This is a genomic window from Microcoleus sp. Pol12B3 (assembly GCF_036701355.1).
Lineage (GTDB): Bacteria > Cyanobacteriota > Cyanobacteriia > Cyanobacteriales > Microcoleaceae > Microcoleus.
Genome location: NZ_JAUBQS010000036.1, coordinates 39,666 through 60,794, shown reverse-complemented (window position 1 = coordinate 60,794; position 21,129 = coordinate 39,666). Strand labels below are relative to the sequence as shown.

Below are 21,129 nucleotides of genomic sequence, written 5' to 3'. Positions count from 1 at the left end.
AATACGAGTAATTACAGCATTTTTCAGGTTTCTAGCATCTACCTATGTTAAGCAAGATTCATAACCAGCGTCACAAATGAGCTCCTACGAACACTTAAGCGCTATTTTTGACCGGATTGCGAATGGTGAGGAAACCGCAGAGGATATACAAACCATGCGCTCTTTGCTGCGATCGCGTGACGGTCAGAATGTAGTGCAGGTAGGCAATAATATCGTCAATATTGCTGACGGACGGGATTTTCAGATAGGCGATCGTATTTACCAAGGTGCAGATGCTGAAGCCATCAGAGAAGCGTTGCGTTCGGTTCTACAAGAAAAGCAAAAAGCCCAACGTCCCCGTAATGAGAAATTATTGCTGCAAGCTGTGAAGGAAGAAGTTGTTTCCCGACTAAATCAATCTTTGCACAATGCGGTGTGCATAAATTTGGCGAAGGAAGAACAACCAGAGCAGGTAAAGTGTCTTTGGAGTTCAGACATTAGAATTGGGAGTCAACCTAGCAAACCCATTCCTGATTCTCAAACTATTTTGGAAGTATTCGATCGAGAAGAAATTGCAGGTAAATTGCTGGTTTTAGGTAAACCAGGTGCTGGCAAGACAACTACAATGGTAGATTTAGCAAAAGCTTTGATTGGGCGAGCTGAACAAGATGCTGATTGCGTAATTCCAGTGCTGTGTAACCTTTCAGGTTGGAAGGAGGATAAGCAGTCTATGCGTGATTGGTTAGTTTTGGAGGTTAAGTCGAAATATGGAATACGGAAAGATATTGTTGCGAAGTGGGTCGATGATGCTAAGTTGCTGCCGATGTTAGATGGATTAGATGAATTGGAGTCAGTGCGTCAGGAGCTCTGTGTGCAGAAAATTAATGAGTTTTTACATGAGTATCATCCGCAATATTTAGTGGTGTGCAGTCGTCAAGAAGAATACGAGAAAGTTGTTCGAGGGCAATGGCAGCAAGATGTTCAGCAGGGATCTGAAGAAGTTGTATCCCGGCAGGAGACACGCTTAAATCTCAATGCTGCTATTGTGTTAAAAGAACTTACAGATGAACAAATTCAGACTTATTTAGAAGGGATCAATGAAAGAGAAACTTGGAATATGCTGCAACTCAATGCCGAACTATTGAGTCTAGTAAGAACACCTCTATTTTTGTCAGTTATAGGATTTATTTCGGTTCATAAAACCTTGTCTATTCAAGAATTTCAAAACACAATATTAACTGATACACAGTATCAATACCTCTTTGATGCTTACTGGAAAGCTGCTATAGAAAGAGATATTGTAACTTCAGAAATGGAGTTGCAGGGGTGGAGTAGTCGTGCTTATAAAAATAAAAATACTCCCAAGAAACACCAAACTAGAAAATGGCTATGTTATCTAGCAAATCAGTTACAAAGGCAGCATGATACAGAACTTTTAACAGGATTTTTAATTGAAAAAATTCAGCCTGATTGGTTGCCCAATAAAAATAATAGAAAAATTTATGCTTTAGGGGTAGGATGTTTGTTTAGTTTTATTTTTTCTTCAATTATAGCAACAATAATTTTTTTCATTGTTTCCCATTTTATAAATATATTTATAGGTCTAATTGTTTGTCTGATTCTTGGTATTTTTACGGCTATATTCTCTGGCATTTGGGCTTTCTTGACTATTGGACAATCCCCAAAAATACAACCAGTAGAAAACTTGAATATGTCTTTAGGGAGTATGGCTAAATCATTAATCCTTGGTTATTTGATAGGATTTATTACCTGGATTATAACTTTAGTCGCTTTTCCCTTATTCAAGTGGCAACCACCAGCTTTAGGTTTTTTTATGCTTATAACACCTATTCTAGTAAGTATTCAGGAAATGAGGGGCCCGCAACTAAAAATTACAATCGAGCCTAACCAAGGTATCAAAAAATCATTTTACCATGCGATATGTTTTGCAAGTTTAGGAAGTGTATGGCTGGGGTTATCAGTTTATTTGATGAGAGAACAAGCATTTGTTCAGATTATCTCGTTGCTTTTTAATAAATCTGCCACACCAGCATCTGCCATATTATCTTTACCAGATACTGTAGTTATCGTTATTGCAGGAATGTTGGCCGGAACATTCTTTGGACTTACTGAATCAGGTACAGCCTGCATCCAACATTTTATCTTACGCCTTATCCTCTGCTGCAACGGCTATATCCCTTGGAACTATGCCCGCTTTCTTGACTACTGCAAGGAACGTATATTCCTCCAATCTGTCGGTGGACGCTATCGTTTCATCCATATATTATTGCAAAAGCATTTTGCAGAAATGCCATTGGAAAGGTAGACATAATTTATGGAGAGCCTGAGAGATGACGAATCCTGATGAGCTAAGTAGCATTATTGATCGCATTACTACTGCTAAACAAACTGACGAAGATATTGCAATATTGCAGCAGCTACTGAGTTTGAACGATCGCCAACTGTCCATCCAACTAGGCAAGTATAATGTCAATATTACGGAAGGAAAAGAAATTCACATCGGCGATCGCATTTACCAACAGTGGGATAAGGAAGCAATGGAAGCCTTAGTTAAAACCATTCAAGAAACTAGCGGTATTCATCAAAATACTCAGGGTGGGGATGCAGCAGGAAGAGATATTGATAAACGGAATGTTTACGAAAATTGCATATTTATTCAATTAGTAGCTAAAGATAGTAACTTTGACAGCTTTTCTCAAGAATCATTTCAAGATTTAGATTTTTCTGGTATCCCCTCCGAAAGCATCCAAAAAGCATACCAAGATTCCTTACCCCCCGATGCGGATGTATGGGATTTACCACCTCCCAATGCGGATGTATCGGATTTAGCGGGAAATAATATCGCAACAGTCTTAAAAAAACTGAACGAATTTAGGCAGCTTTCGCAGTTCTTTGAACGCTTAAGTCAAGACCAAAATGTACCTGTAGAAATCCGCGATCGAATTGCAAACAAATTTCCATCAAAAAAGTATCCAGAGAAGGGTAAGAATAAATCGTCAACAGATTTTTTTTATAACCAATTAGGGCCACTTAAATCATACCTCATTGCTACACTTGTTCCTGACGATCCCGATGATGAGAAATTCTTGCTAAATGCTTGGTTAATTATGGATGATTCGGTACAAAATTTATCAAAATTTCAGTCCCTGCTTGACCAGAATGAACAACAGGCAGGAAAATTATGTAAGTTGACTCAAATTCCTACAGAACTTAACAACTTTCTCGAAAAAGCTCTTAGGTATCTTATAGGAAGAAAGTATAACTTAACCATAGAAATTTTCTTGCCCTGCCATTTAATGTGTATGGAGATAGATCGTTGGAAAATTACTGACCCAATTGTAGATGACATTACTTTAGGAATTAAGTATCCAGTTCGACTGAGATTGCTAGAACGTCTCAACCTTAAGTATTTGTATTCTTATTTGTCTCAATGGTATCAATCTTGGGATAAGGTTAGGGAGATTTTACAGAATGAGCCTACCCAAGAAAATTTTGAACATCTTCAAGAAATAGAAAGTTTTAACTGCAAGTTATTGAGCAGGAAGTTAAAAGAAAAAATTGGACTGAAAGTTACTTGTACTCATTCTAAATCTATCAGAAAAGATTTATTTAATGCTATCTTAATAGCAACAACGCCTATTGCTATTTGGACAAGAGCTGATATTGCTAATTTGGATCAAGTAACAGCGATCAATGACATCTTAACTTTTAAACCATTATGTAATTTAAGTGAATCAGTTAGACATCATAGGGAAGAGGCTGATAATGCTCAAACAGATGAACATTTAGGGCATCATTTAGCTCTTCTTTGGGAAAATCCTTATCGTTTAACTCCTGATATAATGGTTGAGTTGAACTCGCCCGGACAATAACAATAGATTGGAAATTCAAACATATGACAGACTGGAAAATTTTAAAAGGCAATAACGAACCCCATGATGATATTAATCGTCTTCCTGAACCTCCTAATTGGCGTAATTTTGTCGGGGCAGATGATGCAATAGTTCAAGAAATTGAACAACGCTGGCAAGACTATTGTCAAGGTTTAGATGAAAATACCAGGAATAAGGAAAGAGGGCAAAGTTTTAGAATTCATACCGATAATAGCAACGATCGCAATAGTGTGATTAATATGGTCAATGCTGCCCTGTATTTAAGACGACCTTTGTTAGTGACAGGAAAGCCAGGAACGGGGAAAACTTCTTTAGCTTATGCAGTTGCTTACGAATTGAAGTTGGGGGCTGTATTGCCTTGGTATATTACCGCTCGTTCTACTTTACAGGAAGGATTGTATCGTTATGATGCGATCGCACGTCTGCAAGATGTGCAAATGAAGGATGAAAGTAAAGATATTGGTCGCTACATTCAGCTTAGGGCTTTGGGCACAGCCCTGCTTCCTTCCCGCCGTCCCCGTGTTTTGTTAATTGATGAAATAGATAAAAGTGATATTAATTTACCCAATGACTTACTCAATTTATTTGAAGAAGGGGAGTTTGAAATACCAGAATTATCTCGGATTGCTAAAGAAGTAAACCGGGTAGAAGTTCGCACCTATGATGGCATAGATGTTCCCATTATTAACGGGCGAGTGGGCTGTCAGAATTTTCCCTTGATTATCTTGACTAACAACGGTGAACGAGATTTTCCACCTGCTTTTCTCAGGCGTTGCCTGCGGTTGAATATGCCCTATGACCCTGATGCCAAGGCGTTGAAGGATATTGTCAAAGCACATTTGGGTAATGATGTGTTGACACAGGATGAGGGTAAAATAGAGAAATTAATCGAGAAATTTATACACTTGCGAGAGGGAGGTGATATTGCCACAGATCAACTGCTGAATGCGATTTATATGGTTACTCGTGAGTTTAAACCAGAAGAAGCAGATGAAAAAAACTTGGTTGATGTGTTGATGAAATATTTAACCAGTTCGGAGGACAGATGATTGATACTTTAATTACTGCACTTAGTAAGGAACTGGAATTGTCAGCCGAAGAGATTGCTGATACGATTTGGCTGGCACTGCAAATACAAGAATCTCAATCTGAGTCAACTGCTACCCAGAAGTTAAAAAACGATTTCTCCCAGCCCTCCTTAAAAAACGAGGAGTTAGAGGGGGAAACATTGCCAGAGACAAAAACTAAAACTTCAGACTCAGGGGAAACCGCATCAAAACAGTCACCAGACGAACAGAAAGCGGGGATTTATCCTCGAAATCAACAGGAAACTCTTTTCAAATCAGAATTGTCTTTTAAAGTCGGTGATGCCCGTTCTTTGCGCGAACCTCTAACTTTAGCACGGGCATTAAAACCTTTGATGCGTCGTATTCCCTCTGGCACAACCTTGGTGTTAGATGAATCTGCTACTACTCAACGAATTGCCAATGAAGGGCTTTGGCTACCTGTATTAAAGCCAACTCTAGAACCTTGGTTAGACCTGGAATTGGTGGTAGATGAAGGAATCTCGATGCAGATTTGGCGACATACCATCAGGGAATTGGAACGGTTACTGAAAAACTATGGAATTTTCCGAGATGTGCGGGTTTGGGGATTGATTGCGGATAATCTCGAACAAGTGCAGATTCGTCGAGGTATCGGGGCAACCGCTAAAAATCAATCGCCTCGTAGCCCAGCCGAATTAATTGACCCCAGTGGTCGTCGTTTAGTGTTGGTGGTGAGTGATTGTGTCTCATCCCTATGGCGCGATGGGAAGATGACAACTACGTTAGAAATCTGGGCAAAACAAGGTTCTATGGCAATTGTGCAGATGCTTCCTAACTGGTTGTGGAAGAGAACGGCTTTAGGACGGGCTTCAGAAGTACGGTTACAAGGGTTGAATCCTGGGGAGTTTAACCAGAAATTAATTGCTAAAGAAGTGTCATTGTGGGATGAATTGGAGGAGACGCGGGGGGTTAAAGTTCCTGTATTTACTTTAGAACCGGATAAGGTGGCGAATTGGGCGCAAATGTTGTCAGGAAAGGGCGGTATTTGGACATCGGGATATGTGTTTAAGTTAGATCCAATTCCTGTTAATAAAGGAAGAGAGTTATTTAATCTGAATTATGGTCAACAGAGTGCGGAACAGCGCGTTCAGGCGTTTCGGGTGACGGCTTCACCAATGGCGCGTAAATTGGCGGGATTGTTGGCTGCTGCACCTGCGATTAGTTTACCGATTGTGCGATTAATTCAGAGGACGTTGTTAAAAGAGTCTCAACAGGTTCATGTGGCTGAGGTGTTTTTAGGCGGATTGTTAAAGCCATTATCTGAGATTAATGCGGAGACGAATCCTGATTATGTCCAGTACGAGTTTATGGATGGGGTGCGGGAGTTATTGGTTGATTCTGTTCCTTCAGGATATGTGCTGAATGTGGTGGATGAGGTATCGAAAGATGTGGCGAAGAATTTGGGATTATCGTTGGAGGATTTTGCTGCTGTTTTGAGAAATCCGCAACAGGTTAGGGATAGTGAGATTGCTGGAAGTGTTGGCTATTTTGCAACTGTTACGGCTCAGGTTTTGAGGCGTTTGGGTGGCGAGTATGTGAAAGTTGCAGAGGAATTGGAGTTAAATGATTCTGTAAAGGCTAAAAATTTATCTACAAATATTTCAACAAGCGAAACTTTTCACCACGGTTATGCTTTATTAATTGGAGTCGGAGAATGTTCATATACGCCCTTCTCTCTTCCTGTTACAGTCAAAGATACTCAAGCAATTTATACTACTCTTGTTGATCCTGAGTTATGCTCTTATCCTGATAATCAAGAGCATATTCGAGTGCTAAATAATGAAAAAGCAACACGGTTCGATATTTTAGAGGGTTTGCTGTGGCTTAAACAAAGGGCTGAAGAAGATTCAGAAGCGACGGTATTTGTTTATTATTCTGGACATGGGTGGGTCGATAAAGCCGATGAGCGTTACTATCTCTTACCGCATGATATTGAACCGTTTAAATGGGCGGTTTCAGCATTATCAGCAGATGAGTTTACGGAAGGGATACGACAAATTGAATCTGAACGTTTGTTAGTAATAATCGACGCTGCTCATTCTGGAAATATGGCAACTTTCAGACATTCAGAAGAAGTCGGTGAAGAATTCTTAAATGACTTGGGTAATTCACCGAATTCTTCACCTTTTAAGACGTTTATTTCGTCATTAAAACAAGGGAAAGGAAGAATGATTTTTACTTCTTCTCAAGGCGATCAAAAATCTTGGCTTAAAGATGATTCCATTAGTCTTTATACATTTCATTTTCTAGAAGCTTTAAGGGGTGTAGCTAATCAACCAGGGGATACAGAGATCAAGATTTCTAATTTAGTAAGTTATTTGAGTGAGACAGTCCCCCAAACCGCAAAAAAATTACATAATGCCAATCAAACGCCTTGCTTTGATGTAGATGGTAGTGATTTTATTATTGCTAAGTTAAGAGGGGGTAACGGACTACCTAATGTACCACTACTGTCTGAAAAACAAATTGATTATACTAAACTTCGTAAATTGCTAATAGCCCAGAATTGGAAAGAAGCTGATAAAGAAACAGCAATGGTAATACTTCAACTATCTAGTCAAGAAAAGAGAGGCTGGCTTGATGAGGAGGATATGGAAAAAGTTCCCTCTACAGATTTACAAACTATTGACCAGCTTTGGTTAAAATATAGCAATGGGCGATTTGGATATAGTGTACAAAAGCAAGTATGGTTAAGCGTTGGTGGTCAACTTGAATACTATGATGATGAAATTTATAAGAGATTCGGTGAAACAGTTGGCTGGTATATAAAAAATCAAGATAAATGGAGGCTTTGGGATAAACATATTTTTACTTTAGATGCTCCTCAAGGACATCTACCAAGTCAACAAAAAGAGATATTGAGCGCTATCATAGATTGCCTTGCTACTGGTAAGGAGACTGAAGCCGATATTGCTTTCTTGCGTCAGGTGTTGAGTGTGGGCGATCCCCAAATTGCCACCCAACTAGGTAAATACAATGTCAATATTGGGGAAGGAAAGGATATTCATATAGGCGATCGCATCTACATGGAGCTGAATGACGAGGCATTCCAAGCATTGCTAGAATCCATCAAAAAGCAACAACTTCCTAAAGAACTTCCTCCAGACGAGTACATTCGTTTAAAATATTTGCTAGCAGCAGGAGAATGGCGACAAGCAAATGATACAACTAGAAGGATCGTTCTGAAGGCAGTCAATGCAGAAAAAGAAGGCTGGCTTAGCAATGAGCAAATCCAAAACTTCCCTTGCCAAGTTCTACAAATCATCGATAATTTATGGTTGCAGTACAGCGAGAGACGTTTTGGGTTCAGCGTTCAAAAGCGGATCTTCAACGAATGTGAAAAAAATCCGCAAGTATTTGGAGATCGTGTAGGGTGGTGCATCCAAAACACTTGGATTTCTGCTAGCCAAGTTATTCATACTCCTGCCAATGCACCAGACGGTCATCTTCCTTGGGGTATCGTGCAGGTTGTCACAATGGATAATGCAGCTTTAGATGCTTTTGTATTTGGTTTACGAACTGTCACTAAAACAACAGTACAACACGATTGGCAGAAACAACTTCTTGCAGATTTTATGGCATTTGGTGGCTCTTTTATTGGTGACAGAGTTGACAAGGAAGAGTTTAAGAGAAGTTTGGAGTATGAACTATCTCATGATGAGGCTTGGTGGAAAGGAAAAAGACTAGAAGAGTTGAAGGTTCGTAAGCTCTTTTCGTTACTGGCTGCTTGTCCAAACCTGAACGACAAACCAATAGAATCTCTCATCGGCGCTATCCAAATACCCCGTCAGTTTCAATCGCTGATTCAAGATAAAACAGAAGGCTTCGTTGGACGCGAATATGTGTTTGATGCCATCCAAACCTTCATACAAGAAAACAAAAAAGGCTACTTCACTATTATGGGCGACCCCGGACAGGGAAAAAGCGCAATTCTTGCTAAGTACGTGCAGGATACGGAGTGCATCGCTCATTTCAACGTCCAAATGCAAGGGCCAAATCGAGCAGACCAATTCTTGGAAAGCGTCTGCAACCAACTGATTGCCCGCTACCAAATGCCTTATGATTCCTTACCATCCAATGCGACGCAAGATGGAGAGTTTCTGGGGCATTTGTTGGATGAAGTAGCCCAAAGAAGGAATGGTCAACCTGTAGTCATAGCTGTTGATGCTTTGGATGAGGTAGACTCAGGCAGTTACAGGGATGCAAATATCTTATACCTGCCACCTCACTTACCTGATGGGGTGTATTTCATCATGACTAGGCGACGGGGTGTCGAAGTGCCATTGACAACCTACGCACCCGAACAAATTATGAATTTGTTGGACTATCAGATTGATAGTCAGCGTGATGTGCGCCTATACATCCAGAACCGGGTTAATGACAGTGAGAAGCTGTGGCAGCAGATTGATGAACACCCATACATCCAGAATCGAGTTGATGACAGCGAGAATCTGTCACAACAGATTGACGAACACCCATACATCCAGAATCGAGTTGATGACAGCGAGAATCTGTCACAGCAGATTGACGAACGCCAAGAAAAAATTAGTATATTCACTGACAAAATAGCCGATAAAAGTGAAAACAATTTCATGTACTTGCGCTACGTGCTGCTGGATATTGAAAATGGATTATATAAGGATTTGAGTCTTGAAAGATTCCCTCAAGGTCTGCAAGGTTACTATGATTTTCACTGGCGGCGCATGGGAATGACAGCGAATCCATTGCCTGATGCCAAAATTAAAATTATCTACATTCTAGGAGAGGTGAAGCAGCCTGTTTCTCGCCAGCAAATTTGTGATTTTTCTGGGGAAGATACTGTCATAGTGCAGACTGTATTGAATGAGTGGAAGCCGTTTTTACATGAAGTAATTATGAATGGGGAGAAACGCTATAGAATTTATAATAATAGCTTCCGGAATTTTCTCCATCGTAAGTACATTTTGGATCAAGACTGACAATTCCAGGGGTTCATCCACTTATTGCTAAAGACGAATTGAATAAGTGGAAGAATCGTCGCCGTCAGTGAATTTGATAATCGTTTATTGGTCATTGCTATTGGGTGCGGGCGGTCGGTCGGTCGCGATTACAATTGAGCATAACCCGCTTGTTACAATCAAGGGAATTCCCATACTCACATCAGCACCAATGCAAATTATCCCAGAAGTCCCAGATCGCCCCGGCGAAAAACTGCACGCATTGGGTGATCGCCTCCCCGAAGCCCTGGAACTCACCCCCGCAGAAACCATCTTCTATCAAGACGATCGCCAAATCGTCCAACTGCTTGCCAGTCAACCAAGTCCAGAAGCAATCCTCGCCATCCGCCCCACGCCTGTATTGCAAGCCCGCATGAACAAACTACTAGATCGCAACAAATCCCGCATCCTCTCCACAAGAGAGGAAGTCGAACTCGATCACCACTTACTCTTAGAACATTGGGTGCATTTAGCCCGCATCCCACGCCTACAAACGTTTACAGACAGCAGCATGAGTTATGTACCAGCCACTCTGCGTATCTTCCTCCAACGGTGAATCCAGAAAAATGTCGATCGCGATCGCTCTTTCGATATGCTGATTTCTTAATTTAGCGATCGCCGCGTTACTTATTCTCTACAATAAAGATAATTCCCAACCATCAACCCCCATCCCTATAACGAGAACACAGTTTCAGCTAACCCCTATCCCTATAGCACACAGTTTCAGCAGATTGCTTTCCTGTATGAAGAGGGCGAAGATGTAAGGTAATTTCTGTATCGAGTCAGTTTAAAAAAATGAGTAGTTTGCCCTGACTGAACCGTTATCGATTTGTCTATTGCTATGGAACAAGCACGGAGAGCCTGAAAGATGACCAACTCTGAAGAGCTAAGTAGCATTATCGACCGCATTGCTGGTGGTAAGCACACTGAAACAGATATTGCGGTTTTGCGTCAGGTATTGAGTGCGGGCGATAATCGTCAAGCTAGCACCCAACTCGGCAAGTATAACGTCAACATCGGACAGGGGCAAGGAATACAGATCGGCGATCGTACTTACCTAGAACTGAACGAAGAAGCAATACAAGCCCTCATCCGCGCCATCCAAAAACCATCAACCGTTCTCAGTCAATTTCAGTCGCTGATTCAAGATAAAACAGAAGGCTTCGTTGGACGCGAGTACGTGTTTGACGCCATCCAAACCTTCATACAAGAAAACAAAAAGGGCTACTTAACTATTATTGGCGACCCCGGACAAGGCAAAAGCGCAAGCCTAGCAAAGTACGTGCAGGATACGGAGTGCATCGCTCATTTCAACGTGCAATTGCAAGGCCCAAATCGGGCAGACCAATTCTTGGAAAGTGTCTGCAAGCAACTGATTGCCCGCTACCAAATGCCTTATGACCCTTTACCTTCCCATGCGACGCAAGATGGAGATTTTCTGGGGCATTTGTTGGATGAAGTAGCCCAAAGAAGAAATGGTCAACCTATAGTAATAGCTGTTGATGCTTTGGATGAGGTAGATTCAGGCAGTTACAGGGATGCAAATATCTTATACCTGCCGCCTTACTTACCTGACGGGGTGTATTTCATCATGACTAGGCGACGGGGTGTGGAAGTGCCTTTTACAACCTACGCATCCCAACAGATTATCAGTTTGCTGGACTATGAGATTGATAGCCAACGAGATGTGCGCCTGTATATCCAAAACCGAGTTGATGGCAGTAAGAATCTGCGGCAGCAGATTGACGAACGTCAAGAAACAACTATTGTATTCACTGATAAAATAGCAGATAAAAGTGAAAACAATTTCATGTACTTGCGCTACGTGCTGCTGGATATTGAAAAGGGATTATATAAGGATTTGAGCCTTGAAAGATTCCCTCAAGGTCTGCAAGGCTACTATGATTTTCACTGGCGGCGCATGGGAATGACAGCGAATCCCTTGCCCGATGCTAAAATTAAAATTGTTTACATTCTAGGAGTGCTGAAGCAGCCTGTTTCTCGCCAGCTAATTTGTGATTTTTCTGGAGAGGATACTCGAACAGTGCAGAGTGTATTGAATGAGTGGGAACAGTTTTTACACGAGTTGCTTAAGGATAATTCAAGACGCTATAGTGTCTACCATGCCAGTTTTCGAGATTTTCTCCATCGTAAGGATATTTTGGAGAAAACTGGGCTGACCATTCCAGGGATTCATCTACTAATTGCTAAAGACCAGTTGAATAAGTGGAAAAATCGTCGTCGCCATGAGTGAGTTTGATAATCGTTCGCCTGAAGATGCTGAATATGTTTTAAGTTTGGCTTATCACCTCGCAGCAGCGGGGATGGTAGATGAATTATATGAATTATTAACTGAATGCGATTTTCTTGAACATAAGGTTTCGTCTTTAACGGCACAGTCACTAATAGAAGATTACGAGTTAGCTATAGCAGCAGATATCCAGATTGATGAACACAAAAAGGAAACACTAAGATTAATTCAAGCGGCATTGCAGCTATCAGCAAATATTCTTGAAGAAAACAAAAGACAAATAATAACGCAACTATACGGTCGATTGATATCGTTTGAATTACCACAATTTAAATGTTTCGGAGAACAGATGGAACAGAGAAAAAACATCTGGTTACGACCTTTAAATTCTAGCTTGACTCAAGCTGGTGGTAGGTTAATACGCACTTTCAGTGGTCATAATGGTGCAGTAAATACCGTAGCAATAACGCCCGACGATCGACTAATTATTTCGGGTTCTGGTTCATCCGACAAAAATCTGATAGTTTGGGATTTAGCGACAGGTGCCATAATTCGTACTCTCGCCGGACATAACAGCGCAGTAAATGCTGTTGCAGTCACACCCGATGGTCAACGAATTATTTCTGGTTCATCCGACAAAAATCTTATAGTTTGGGATTTAGAAACAGGTGCCATAATTCATACACTCGTCGGACATAACAGCGCAGTAAATGCTGTCGCAGTCACACCCGATGGTAAATGGGCAATTTCTAGTTCCTCCGACAATAATGTCAAAATATGGAATTTAGAGACGGGAGAAGAAAATATTTTTGGAAGAGCGCTATTTAATTTATCGAGTCATAGTGACAGCATTAATGCTTTGGCAGTTACACCAAATTATGATAAACGAATGAAACAGGTAATTTCTGGTTCAGCAGATAACACTCTCAAAGTCTGGAATTTGGAGCCTACTGGAGACTTAAATTACGAGATTTTGACCCTCAGCGGTCATGCCAATGGAGTAAAATCTGTAGCTGTTACCCCAGAAGGCAATCAAATAATTTCTGGCTCAGATGACAAGACTATAAAAGTTTGGAATTTGGAAACAGGAGAAGAAAAATTTACCTTGACTGGTCATGAAAAAACTGTAAATGCTGTAGTAGTTACTCCAGATGGTAAACGAGTTATTTCTGGCTCATCTGATAAAAGTCTAAAAATCTGGAATTTAAAAACAAAAAAGGAAATGTTCTCCCTTAATGGTCATGCTAACGATGTAAAAGCTATTGCGGTAAAGCAACAGGGCGATCTAGCTGTTTCTGGTTCGGTTGACGGTACTCTGAAACTTTGGAATATAAAAACCGAAGTTAAAATCAGTAATTTATTTAGTAGTTTTAACAGAAAAAATCCAGCAGCTCTAGGCCATAATGATTCGATAGAAATTATATTTGTTACTCCTGATAGCCAAAAAGTAATTGCAGGTTCAGTTGACGGTACTCTCAAGGTTTGGCATTTGGAAAGTGGCGAAGAAATTTTCACTCTGAAAGGTCACGGCAACATAGTCACATATTTAGCCGTGACATCTGATAGCAAGCGATTAATTTCTAGTTCAGAAAATGAAGCTATAAAAGTCTGGGATTTAGAAACAGGCGAGGAGCTTTTTAGCATCATAAATCATAAAAATAGCAAGAACTGTTTAGATGTAACACTAGAGGGCGACTACCTCATTTCTATTTCACTAGATAATACTCTCAATGTTTGGAATTTAAGAAATGGAGAAATTGTTGCTACGTTCACCGGAGATAGTACGTTAAATAGCTGTGCATTTGCACCAGACGGAGTAACTATTGTAGCTGGTGAAGCATCGGGAAAAGTACATTTTATCCGCTTGGAAGGTAGGGAAAAAGTTAGGAGCAAGCACCACGAACGACCATATGAATAATTTCAACAATCTGTCGTCTGAAGACTCCGAATATGTCTTGAATTTACCCTACCACTTAGCTGAGGCTAAAATGACAGAAGACCTATGTGGATTATTAAGCGAATTTGATTTTATGGAATATAAAGTTTCTAACCAGGAACCACAGTTACTAATTGAAGATTATGACTTAGCTTTACAAGATGACATCCTGATTACTGATGAAAGAAAATACAGCTTAGGACTAATTCAAGGCGCAATACAACTGTCTGCAAATATTTTAACTGAAGATAAAACGCAACTAGCAGGGCAATTACTGGGGCGTTTATTAGGTTATGATACACCAGAAATTCACACGATAATTAACCAAGCTCAAAACTACAATACGTTCCCCTGGTTGCGTCCTTTAACTCCCACCCTTGCACAACCCGGAAAGTCGTTGCGACGAACTTTAAATGGTCATAGTGACACAGTTAATGCAGTTGCAATTACACCAAATGGGCAAAAGGTTATCTCAGCTTCAGATGATTGCACACTGAAAGTCTGGCAGCTAAACAATGGTACAGAGTTACTTATGCTACGGGGACATACTGAACCTGTTAATGCAGTGACAGTCACTTCTGATGGACAAAAGGCTATCTCGGCTTCAGATGACGGGACGCTGAAAGTCTGGGATTTGGAGCAGGGCATCGAAATAATTACCTTTGAAAATCATACTGACCGCGTTTTTAATGTAGCAATCACATCCAACGGCAGGCAGGCGATTTCAGCTTCTGCCGATCGCACAATTAAACTTTGGGATGTCGCTACTACCACAGAATTATACAGCTTTGAAGAAGGGCATACCAAAGGTGTCAGAACTTTAGCTATCACACCGGATGGTAAAAAATTTATCTCGGCTTCGACTCAAGGGTTTCTGAAGCTTTGGGATTTAGAAAACAAAAAGGAAATCTGTACCCTAGCAGATAACATCGGTTGGATTAGGTCAATTGCCATCACACCAGATGGAAGGTATGCTGTTTGTGCAGTAGCCAGCCAGTTTCTTATTAGGGTTTGGGATTTAAAGACTAAAACTGAATTGCCTACCCTAAAGGGCCATATGGGTTCAGTGTTAGCAGTGGCGATCACCCCGAACGGACTGATGATTTCTGGTTCAGCGGACTCCACTATCAAAATTTGGAATTTAGAGAGTAAAAAAGTTCTCCACACCCTTGAGGGACACACTGGCTCAGTGAATGCTGTAGCGATTACCCCAAATGGAAAACAAATTGTCTCAGCTTCCAGCGATGGCACAATAAAAATTTGGGATTTACAAAATTACGGGGAATTAACTAATCCACTAGGAAAGAAATCTAGCCCAGTCAATGCAGTGGCAATAACTCCAAACGGACAACAAACGATTTCGTCTGACTTCCGTAAGCTGAAAATTTGGAGCTTAGAAAATGCTACAGTTCTCAACATCTTGGAAGATAGCCATATCGATGCAATCAGTGCTTTGGCAATAACCCCAGACAAACGTTGGGTTATTTCAGCTTCAGCAGACTGCACGCTCAAAATCTGGGATATCCACACCGGAGCCATCGTCCGTACTATAGGTGACTATAATACTTCACCCGTTACTGCCCTAGCAGTCCTCCCTGACAGAGAACGTGTCATTTCTGGCTGCTATGACGGCACTTTAAAGTTTTGGGGGCTAAAGAATGGTAAAGAATTGCAGACAATACAAGGACATCAAGGTTTTGTCACCGCGGTGAAAATCACACCCAACGGTAAAGCTGTTATTTCGGCAGCAACAGACCATACTCTGAAGCTTTGGCATTTAGACAGTGGTATTAATTTACATACATTTAAGGGACATACGGATACAGTCTGGGCAGTGGAAATAACACCTGATGGGAAAAGAGCAGTTTCTGCGTCGGCTGACCGCACACTGAAATTATGGGATTTAGAAAGTGGTATCCATATTAACACCTTCAAAGGACATACGGATGAAGTTTGGGCAATAACAGTAACCCGAGACGCGAAGCAACTAATTTCCGCATCCGCAGACCACACCTTCAAACTTTGGGATTTAGAGAATGGAACTGAACTGGAGAGTTGGAAAGGTGATACAGAAAGTGTCCGCATGGTGTCACTAAGGCTAGATAAGGAGCAAACACTCTTCGCGGCTGAAGATGGCACGCTAAAAATTTGGGACAAAACAAGTAAAACTATAGTGAAAACCTTAACGGCTGGTCATACCCAACCTATTAATTCAGTAACTATAACACCTGACAATCAAACAGCTATTACCACTTCCCGAGACAATACGCTCAAACTTTGGAATTTAGAAACAGGAGCAGTTTTACAGACACTAATAGGGCATAGTTACGGTAAATTTAGTTCACCAATCCTAGATGAAAATGGTAGTGAAATACACCCTCAAGGAGTCAATGCAGCGATAATTACCCCAGACGGGCACAAAGCAATTTCTGCTGGAGTTGATAGCACCCTCAAAGTTTGGGATTTGAAAACAGGTGACATTGTTCGGACTTTAGTTGGACATACTGACGAAGTAACTGCTGTAGCAGTCACACCAGACGGTCAATGGGTTATCTCTGGTTCCCGTGATTGCACTGTAAAAGTGTGGAATCTGGAGCGTGAATGCGAACCTTACACCCTTGGCAGCCATACTGGCTGGATCAATGCAATAGTAATAACACCGGATGGTCAAGTTGCTATTTCTGCTTCAGATGATACAACGTTGAAACTCTGGCATCTCCATAAGAAAGTAGAACTGCAAACCTTGAGGGGTCATATTGACCAGATTACTAATGTAGCAATCACATCCAATGGAAAGTTAGCAATTTCTGTTGCACGCGATCGCAGTATGAAAGTTTGGGATTTGCATAGTGGTTCAACTATAGCTGGTTTTAGCGGAGATGCAGAATTGCTATCTTGTGCTGTTGCACCCGATGACATGACAGCTATAGTAGGCGAAGCATCAGGACAAGTGCATTTCCTGCGATTGGAGACTATGGATAAATTTAAAAAGAGTGATCGCACTTATGAATCATTTCAACAACCTTTCACCTGAAGATGCGGAATATGTGTTAAATTTGCCTTACCACTTAGCGAAAGCTGCTAAGGAAGAAACAGCTATAACTGATGATTTATCCGGCTTATTGACTGACTACGAATTTATCGAATATAAAAATTTTTCTCTCCTACCACAACCACTGATTGATGATTACGACTTAGCTTTGCATCCAGACATCCAAATTCATCAAGAAACAAAAGAAAGTCTGAAATTAATTCAAAGTGCTATTAGATTAGCTGCAAATGTCTTGGCTGATGATCCAGCACAACTGGCAGGGCAACTTTGGGGTCGTTTGCTGTTCTTTAAAAAGCCTGAAATTCAAGCTATGCTTGCCCAAACACAGGAGTTAAAGGGATATACATGGCTGCGTCCCTTGACATCTAATCTGACACCACCAGAAAGAGTATTGCTGCGTACTCTTCAAGGTCACACTGAGGGAGTCACAGATGTTGTCGTAACACCCGATAGTCAAAAGGCTGTTTCGGCTTCACAAGATTGCACCCTCAAAATTTGGGATTTGCAGCAAGGAGTAGAGTTACATACACTCAAGGGTCACACCGATGGGATTAGTGGGGTAGTAGTCACACCCGATGGGAAATGTTGTATTTCAAGCTCTTGGGACGGTACGCTCAGGTTATGGGACTTAGAGCTTGGGACTGCATTGCGTACTCTTGAAAGTCATACAAAAGGAATCAGCGCAGTGGCAATAACGCCAGACGGGCGACTGGCTATCTCTGCTTCACAAGATTACACACGTAAAGTATGGGAGCTTAGAAGCGGACAATTGCTTGCTAGTTATTCCATTGCTTACAGACAACCTAGTGAATTCCCAATACTGATTGACGGGCAACTACATAAATTACAAATTAAAAAGACCCCTGTAAGCGAAGAATTAGCGATAACACTAGATGGCCAAAAAGTTATCTCTGCATCAAACCACTGCGGACCCAACAACACTACTCTAACAGTTTGGCATCTGACAAATGGCGACGAGGTATTTTCTTTTTCGCATATGAGTGGCATCCATAAATTAGTGCTAATGCCTGATGGTAAACGGGTTATTTCTGCTTCAGACGATCACACTATCAAAGTGTGGGATTTAGAGAATGGAGCCGAAGTATTTACTTTTAACTCTAATATGTCTGTTGAATCACTTGCATTAACTCCCAATGGTCAATCTCTCCTCTCGACATCAGGCAATAAAATTACACTGTGGGATATAAATAGTCGGAAAGAAATTGGTACTTTAGGCAATCATAATCAAGTTCACGCAATCACCGTGACACCGAATGGAAAACAAGCTATCTCTGGTTCACTTGAGGGTTCTCTCAAGCTTTGGAACCTTGATAACAGGTTAGAGCAACTTCCTCAATCACCCCACAGCAACTCGGTAAAAGTGGTCTTAGTAGTGCCAGATGGTCAACGTGCTATTTCTGGTTCGCAAGATGGAACCCTCAAAATTTGGAATTTGCAGAATTGTGAAGAGCTACTGACCCTTAACTATCACCGAGCCATTCAAGCAGTAGCATTGATGCCAGATGGCCAACGTGCCATTTCTGGTTCACAGGATGGCACTTTAAAAATCTGGAACCTACAGAGTGGAACAGAGTTAGATAGTTTAGCTGGGGAAATAATGCCTCCGATCGAATGCTCTACCTCAAGGGGCATTACTATAGATATCCCAAGTAAAATCGCTACCCCTGTACAGGCGTTAGTAGTAACACCTGATGGACAACAGGTCATCGGCGGTTTAGGAGATGGCAACCTTCAAATTTGGAATCTAAAAAAGAAGCTCAAGCAGTTCAGATTAAACGGTCATACCCAACAAATTAGCGGATTGGCAATAACATCCGACGGACGACAAGTTATCTCTAGTTCATTTGACGGTACGCTTATAGTCTGGGATGTAGAGAGAAAAACCCAGTTATGTGTTATACATAGCCATAACGAGCCTATTAATTCAATTGCCCTAATGCCAGATAACCAACACGTTATTTCAGCGTCGCATGATGGGACTCTCAAGATGTGGCATTTACGAAGTAAAACAGAACAGTTTATGATTAAAGCTCATAACGATATTGTCTGGGCAGTAGCAGTTATACCAGACAAACAATTGGCTGTTTCAGTGTCAAAAGACTATACTCTCAAAGTTTGGAATATGATTAATCGAAAGCTCATTGCCACTTTTAGTGCAGAGAGTCCATTAAAGTGTTGTGCAGTAGATGCCTCTCCATTGACAATTGTTGCAGGTGAAGAGTTGGGCAAAGTGCATTTTTTGCGATTACAAGGTTTAGAAGAGTTTAAAGGGCGATCGCATCCATGAATAATTACGATAATCTATTACCTGGAGATGATGCGAAATACAGCAGATTTCATATAAATATAGCAAATAGGAACATACAGCAGATTGCAGGTTTATGAAGTACACCGTAGAAACTATGCTTCTTCAAGAAACCGGGTTTCTCTGTGCCTCACTTACCTAAAAACTGTTGTATGATTTCGTTTCATCACATATAAAACTTAAAATTACTCAGAGGTTCTCTATCAGCCGGAATTTCTCGCATAATATCTCCGACAAGCCGAGAAAATCGGATCGTGATGGGTAACAAACCACCTAAGCGCGATGAGTTCCAATTCATCTTAGTGAGAATGAGGATTTCTTTTAGTAATGTTTCTCGTGGAGTATCATAACCGATATGGTCGGCAATCTGAATGGGTGAGGGAACGTGCATTCCATGAAATTGGTTCAACTCTGCAATAAAGCCAGTTGTGTACAGATAATCTATATCTTCAACAGTGAAACGAGTCCCCCGTAAAGGCGGATATTTATTAGCTATAAGCAACCTTACTTTATTCTGAGGGATTAAGGCAAGTAGGTCATATTGACTCACATACTTTTGCAAAGCCTGTTCAAATCCACTTTTCTCAGCCGGCCAATAGCGCGATGTCTTGTGAACGACTACACGTTTCGGTCGCTGTCCCATTTCTTCTTGGTATCGAGCGAGAACCATATCTACAAGTCTAATTGCTTGCTCTTCAGTCAGATGGGGTGATTTTGTGCCTTCTTTTTTTGAATCCCAGGTAAACTCGTGTCCTCTGAGTACCAGTCCGTCACCATGTTCGTCGAAAGCCTGAACAAGACTTGTCTGCATCGTTGAGAAAGTAGAACCCAAAGGACGATAGAAACTGATACCAATATAACAACTTCCCGGTTGTAGACCAACAGGCCCCCAAGGGAAACCACCAGCCTTGAAATACAAACCTGTGAAAAAATTCCAGGCAATCTTTGATGGGTGATCCTTATCGCGACCATTTACTGTTTCCATGTTCAGGAGCTGCGTAGGTATGCGATATTTCATTGCCATAGACTTAAACGCTCGCCGTAAATCCATGTGGATATCTCCAAGCTCAGTGTCCTTGTAATCAGCTACCCGGCATTTTTTACTTAGTTGCTCAGGCAGTGCGACAACAACATATTCAGGTGGTTGGTCTTTTCTTGATAAAAGATTTAACTTGCTTTCCAGAAGCTTAACAGCAGCTTCAAAGCGCTCGCGTTCCGATTTAATTTTCAATACATCTTCAATTTCCGAGCGATTAAGTTGCCCAATCCAAGCATCATCAAACACTAATTCTGAGAAAAAACCGCGTTCTTTTTGGAAACCAGGGAAAGCCGGATGCTTGTCATCTCCTAAAACTCCTTGTGCGGTCTTTTCCATCCACTGCTTGGCAATTTCTATTGTCTCAGCAGAACCAATGAATCCAACCCGCACAAGAGATGGGTGTCGCTTTATTGGACTGTACGACTTGGGGCCAAAATTTAAGACGCCAAATTTGGGATCGATATGTTGCTTGCCATCGGCAAAGCATAGCAGAGGCTCCCCTAGATACTGACAACTTATTTTGGGAATGTCATGCTCATCATTCATCTGC

10 protein-coding genes are annotated in these 21,129 nt (G+C 41.2%); 9 read left to right on the top strand and 1 reads right to left on the bottom strand.

Translation table 11 applies throughout. From position 1 onward, the window contains the following. Window positions 1-76 precede the first annotated feature (76 nt). The 9 genes from QUA53_RS18600 to QUA53_RS18560 all read left to right on the top strand — a co-directional run bounded on the left by QUA53_RS18600 (window position 77) and on the right by QUA53_RS18560 (window position 19,522). Window positions 77-2,305, top strand: a complete 2,229-nt coding sequence (locus tag QUA53_RS18600; RefSeq protein ID WP_333099083.1) for a hypothetical protein — start codon at window positions 77-79, stop codon at window positions 2,303-2,305. A 25-nt stretch (window positions 2,306-2,330) separates the two neighbouring features. Then, window positions 2,331-3,872, top strand: coding sequence for a VMAP-C domain-containing protein (locus QUA53_RS18595; RefSeq protein ID WP_333099081.1), 1,542 nt, complete (start codon window positions 2,331-2,333; stop codon window positions 3,870-3,872). A 23-nt stretch (window positions 3,873-3,895) separates the two neighbouring features. Further along, entirely contained in the window at window positions 3,896-4,942 is a 1,047-nt protein-coding gene (locus QUA53_RS18590) for a MoxR family ATPase (protein WP_333099080.1), read from the top strand. Further along, window positions 4,939-9,957: an SAV_2336 N-terminal domain-related protein gene (locus tag QUA53_RS18585; RefSeq protein WP_333099079.1), complete on the top strand. Its 5,019-nt coding sequence runs from the start codon at window positions 4,939-4,941 to the stop codon at window positions 9,955-9,957. The genes QUA53_RS18590 and QUA53_RS18585 overlap by 4 nt, the downstream gene beginning before the upstream one ends. Window positions 9,958-10,147: 190 nt before the next feature. Further along, window positions 10,148-10,531, top strand: a complete 384-nt coding sequence (locus tag QUA53_RS18580; protein ID WP_333099078.1) for a hypothetical protein — start codon at window positions 10,148-10,150, stop codon at window positions 10,529-10,531. Between the two features lie 312 nt (window positions 10,532-10,843). Further along, a complete protein-coding gene (locus QUA53_RS18575; RefSeq protein ID WP_333099077.1) occupies window positions 10,844-12,229 on the top strand; it encodes an AAA family ATPase in 1,386 nt (461 codons plus the stop codon). Further along, complete coding sequence (locus QUA53_RS18570; protein ID WP_333099076.1) at window positions 12,222-14,144, top strand: hypothetical protein; 1,923 nt, start codon at window positions 12,222-12,224, stop codon at window positions 14,142-14,144. The genes QUA53_RS18575 and QUA53_RS18570 overlap by 8 nt, the downstream gene beginning before the upstream one ends. Then, entirely contained in the window at window positions 14,137-17,196 is a 3,060-nt protein-coding gene (locus QUA53_RS18565; RefSeq protein ID WP_333099075.1) for a hypothetical protein, read from the top strand. Before QUA53_RS18570 ends, QUA53_RS18565 begins: the two co-directional genes overlap by 8 nt. Further along, entirely contained in the window at window positions 17,168-19,522 is a 2,355-nt protein-coding gene (locus QUA53_RS18560; protein WP_333099074.1) for a WD40 repeat domain-containing protein, read from the top strand. The genes QUA53_RS18565 and QUA53_RS18560 overlap by 29 nt, the downstream gene beginning before the upstream one ends. 184 nt (window positions 19,523-19,706) lie before the next feature. On the opposite strand, the gene QUA53_RS18555 is transcribed toward QUA53_RS18560, so the two are convergent. Beyond that, a complete protein-coding gene (locus tag QUA53_RS18555; RefSeq protein WP_333099073.1) occupies window positions 19,707-21,125 on the bottom strand; it encodes a hypothetical protein in 1,419 nt (472 codons plus the stop codon). Between the last annotated feature and the right edge of the window lie 4 nt (window positions 21,126-21,129).

Excerpts from the sequence above, each read along its gene's own strand:
- QUA53_RS18580 (WP_333099078.1), top strand. The coding sequence starts at position 10,148 with ATGCAAATTATCCCAGAAGTCCCAGATCGCCCCGGCGAAAAACTGCAC.
- QUA53_RS18585 (WP_333099079.1), top strand. The coding sequence starts at position 4,939 with ATGATTGATACTTTAATTACTGCACTTAGTAAGGAACTGGAATTGTCA.
- QUA53_RS18555 (WP_333099073.1), bottom strand. The coding sequence starts at position 21,125 with ATGAATGATGAGCATGACATTCCCAAAATAAGTTGTCAGTATCTAGGG.
- QUA53_RS18600 (WP_333099083.1), top strand. The coding sequence starts at position 77 with ATGAGCTCCTACGAACACTTAAGCGCTATTTTTGACCGGATTGCGAAT.
- QUA53_RS18595 (WP_333099081.1), top strand. The coding sequence starts at position 2,331 with ATGACGAATCCTGATGAGCTAAGTAGCATTATTGATCGCATTACTACT.
- QUA53_RS18590 (WP_333099080.1), top strand. The coding sequence starts at position 3,896 with ATGACAGACTGGAAAATTTTAAAAGGCAATAACGAACCCCATGATGAT.
- QUA53_RS18565 (WP_333099075.1), top strand. The coding sequence starts at position 14,137 with ATGAATAATTTCAACAATCTGTCGTCTGAAGACTCCGAATATGTCTTG.
- QUA53_RS18560 (WP_333099074.1), top strand. The coding sequence starts at position 17,168 with ATGAATCATTTCAACAACCTTTCACCTGAAGATGCGGAATATGTGTTA.
- QUA53_RS18570 (WP_333099076.1), top strand. The coding sequence starts at position 12,222 with ATGAGTGAGTTTGATAATCGTTCGCCTGAAGATGCTGAATATGTTTTA.
- QUA53_RS18575 (WP_333099077.1), top strand. The coding sequence starts at position 10,844 with ATGACCAACTCTGAAGAGCTAAGTAGCATTATCGACCGCATTGCTGGT.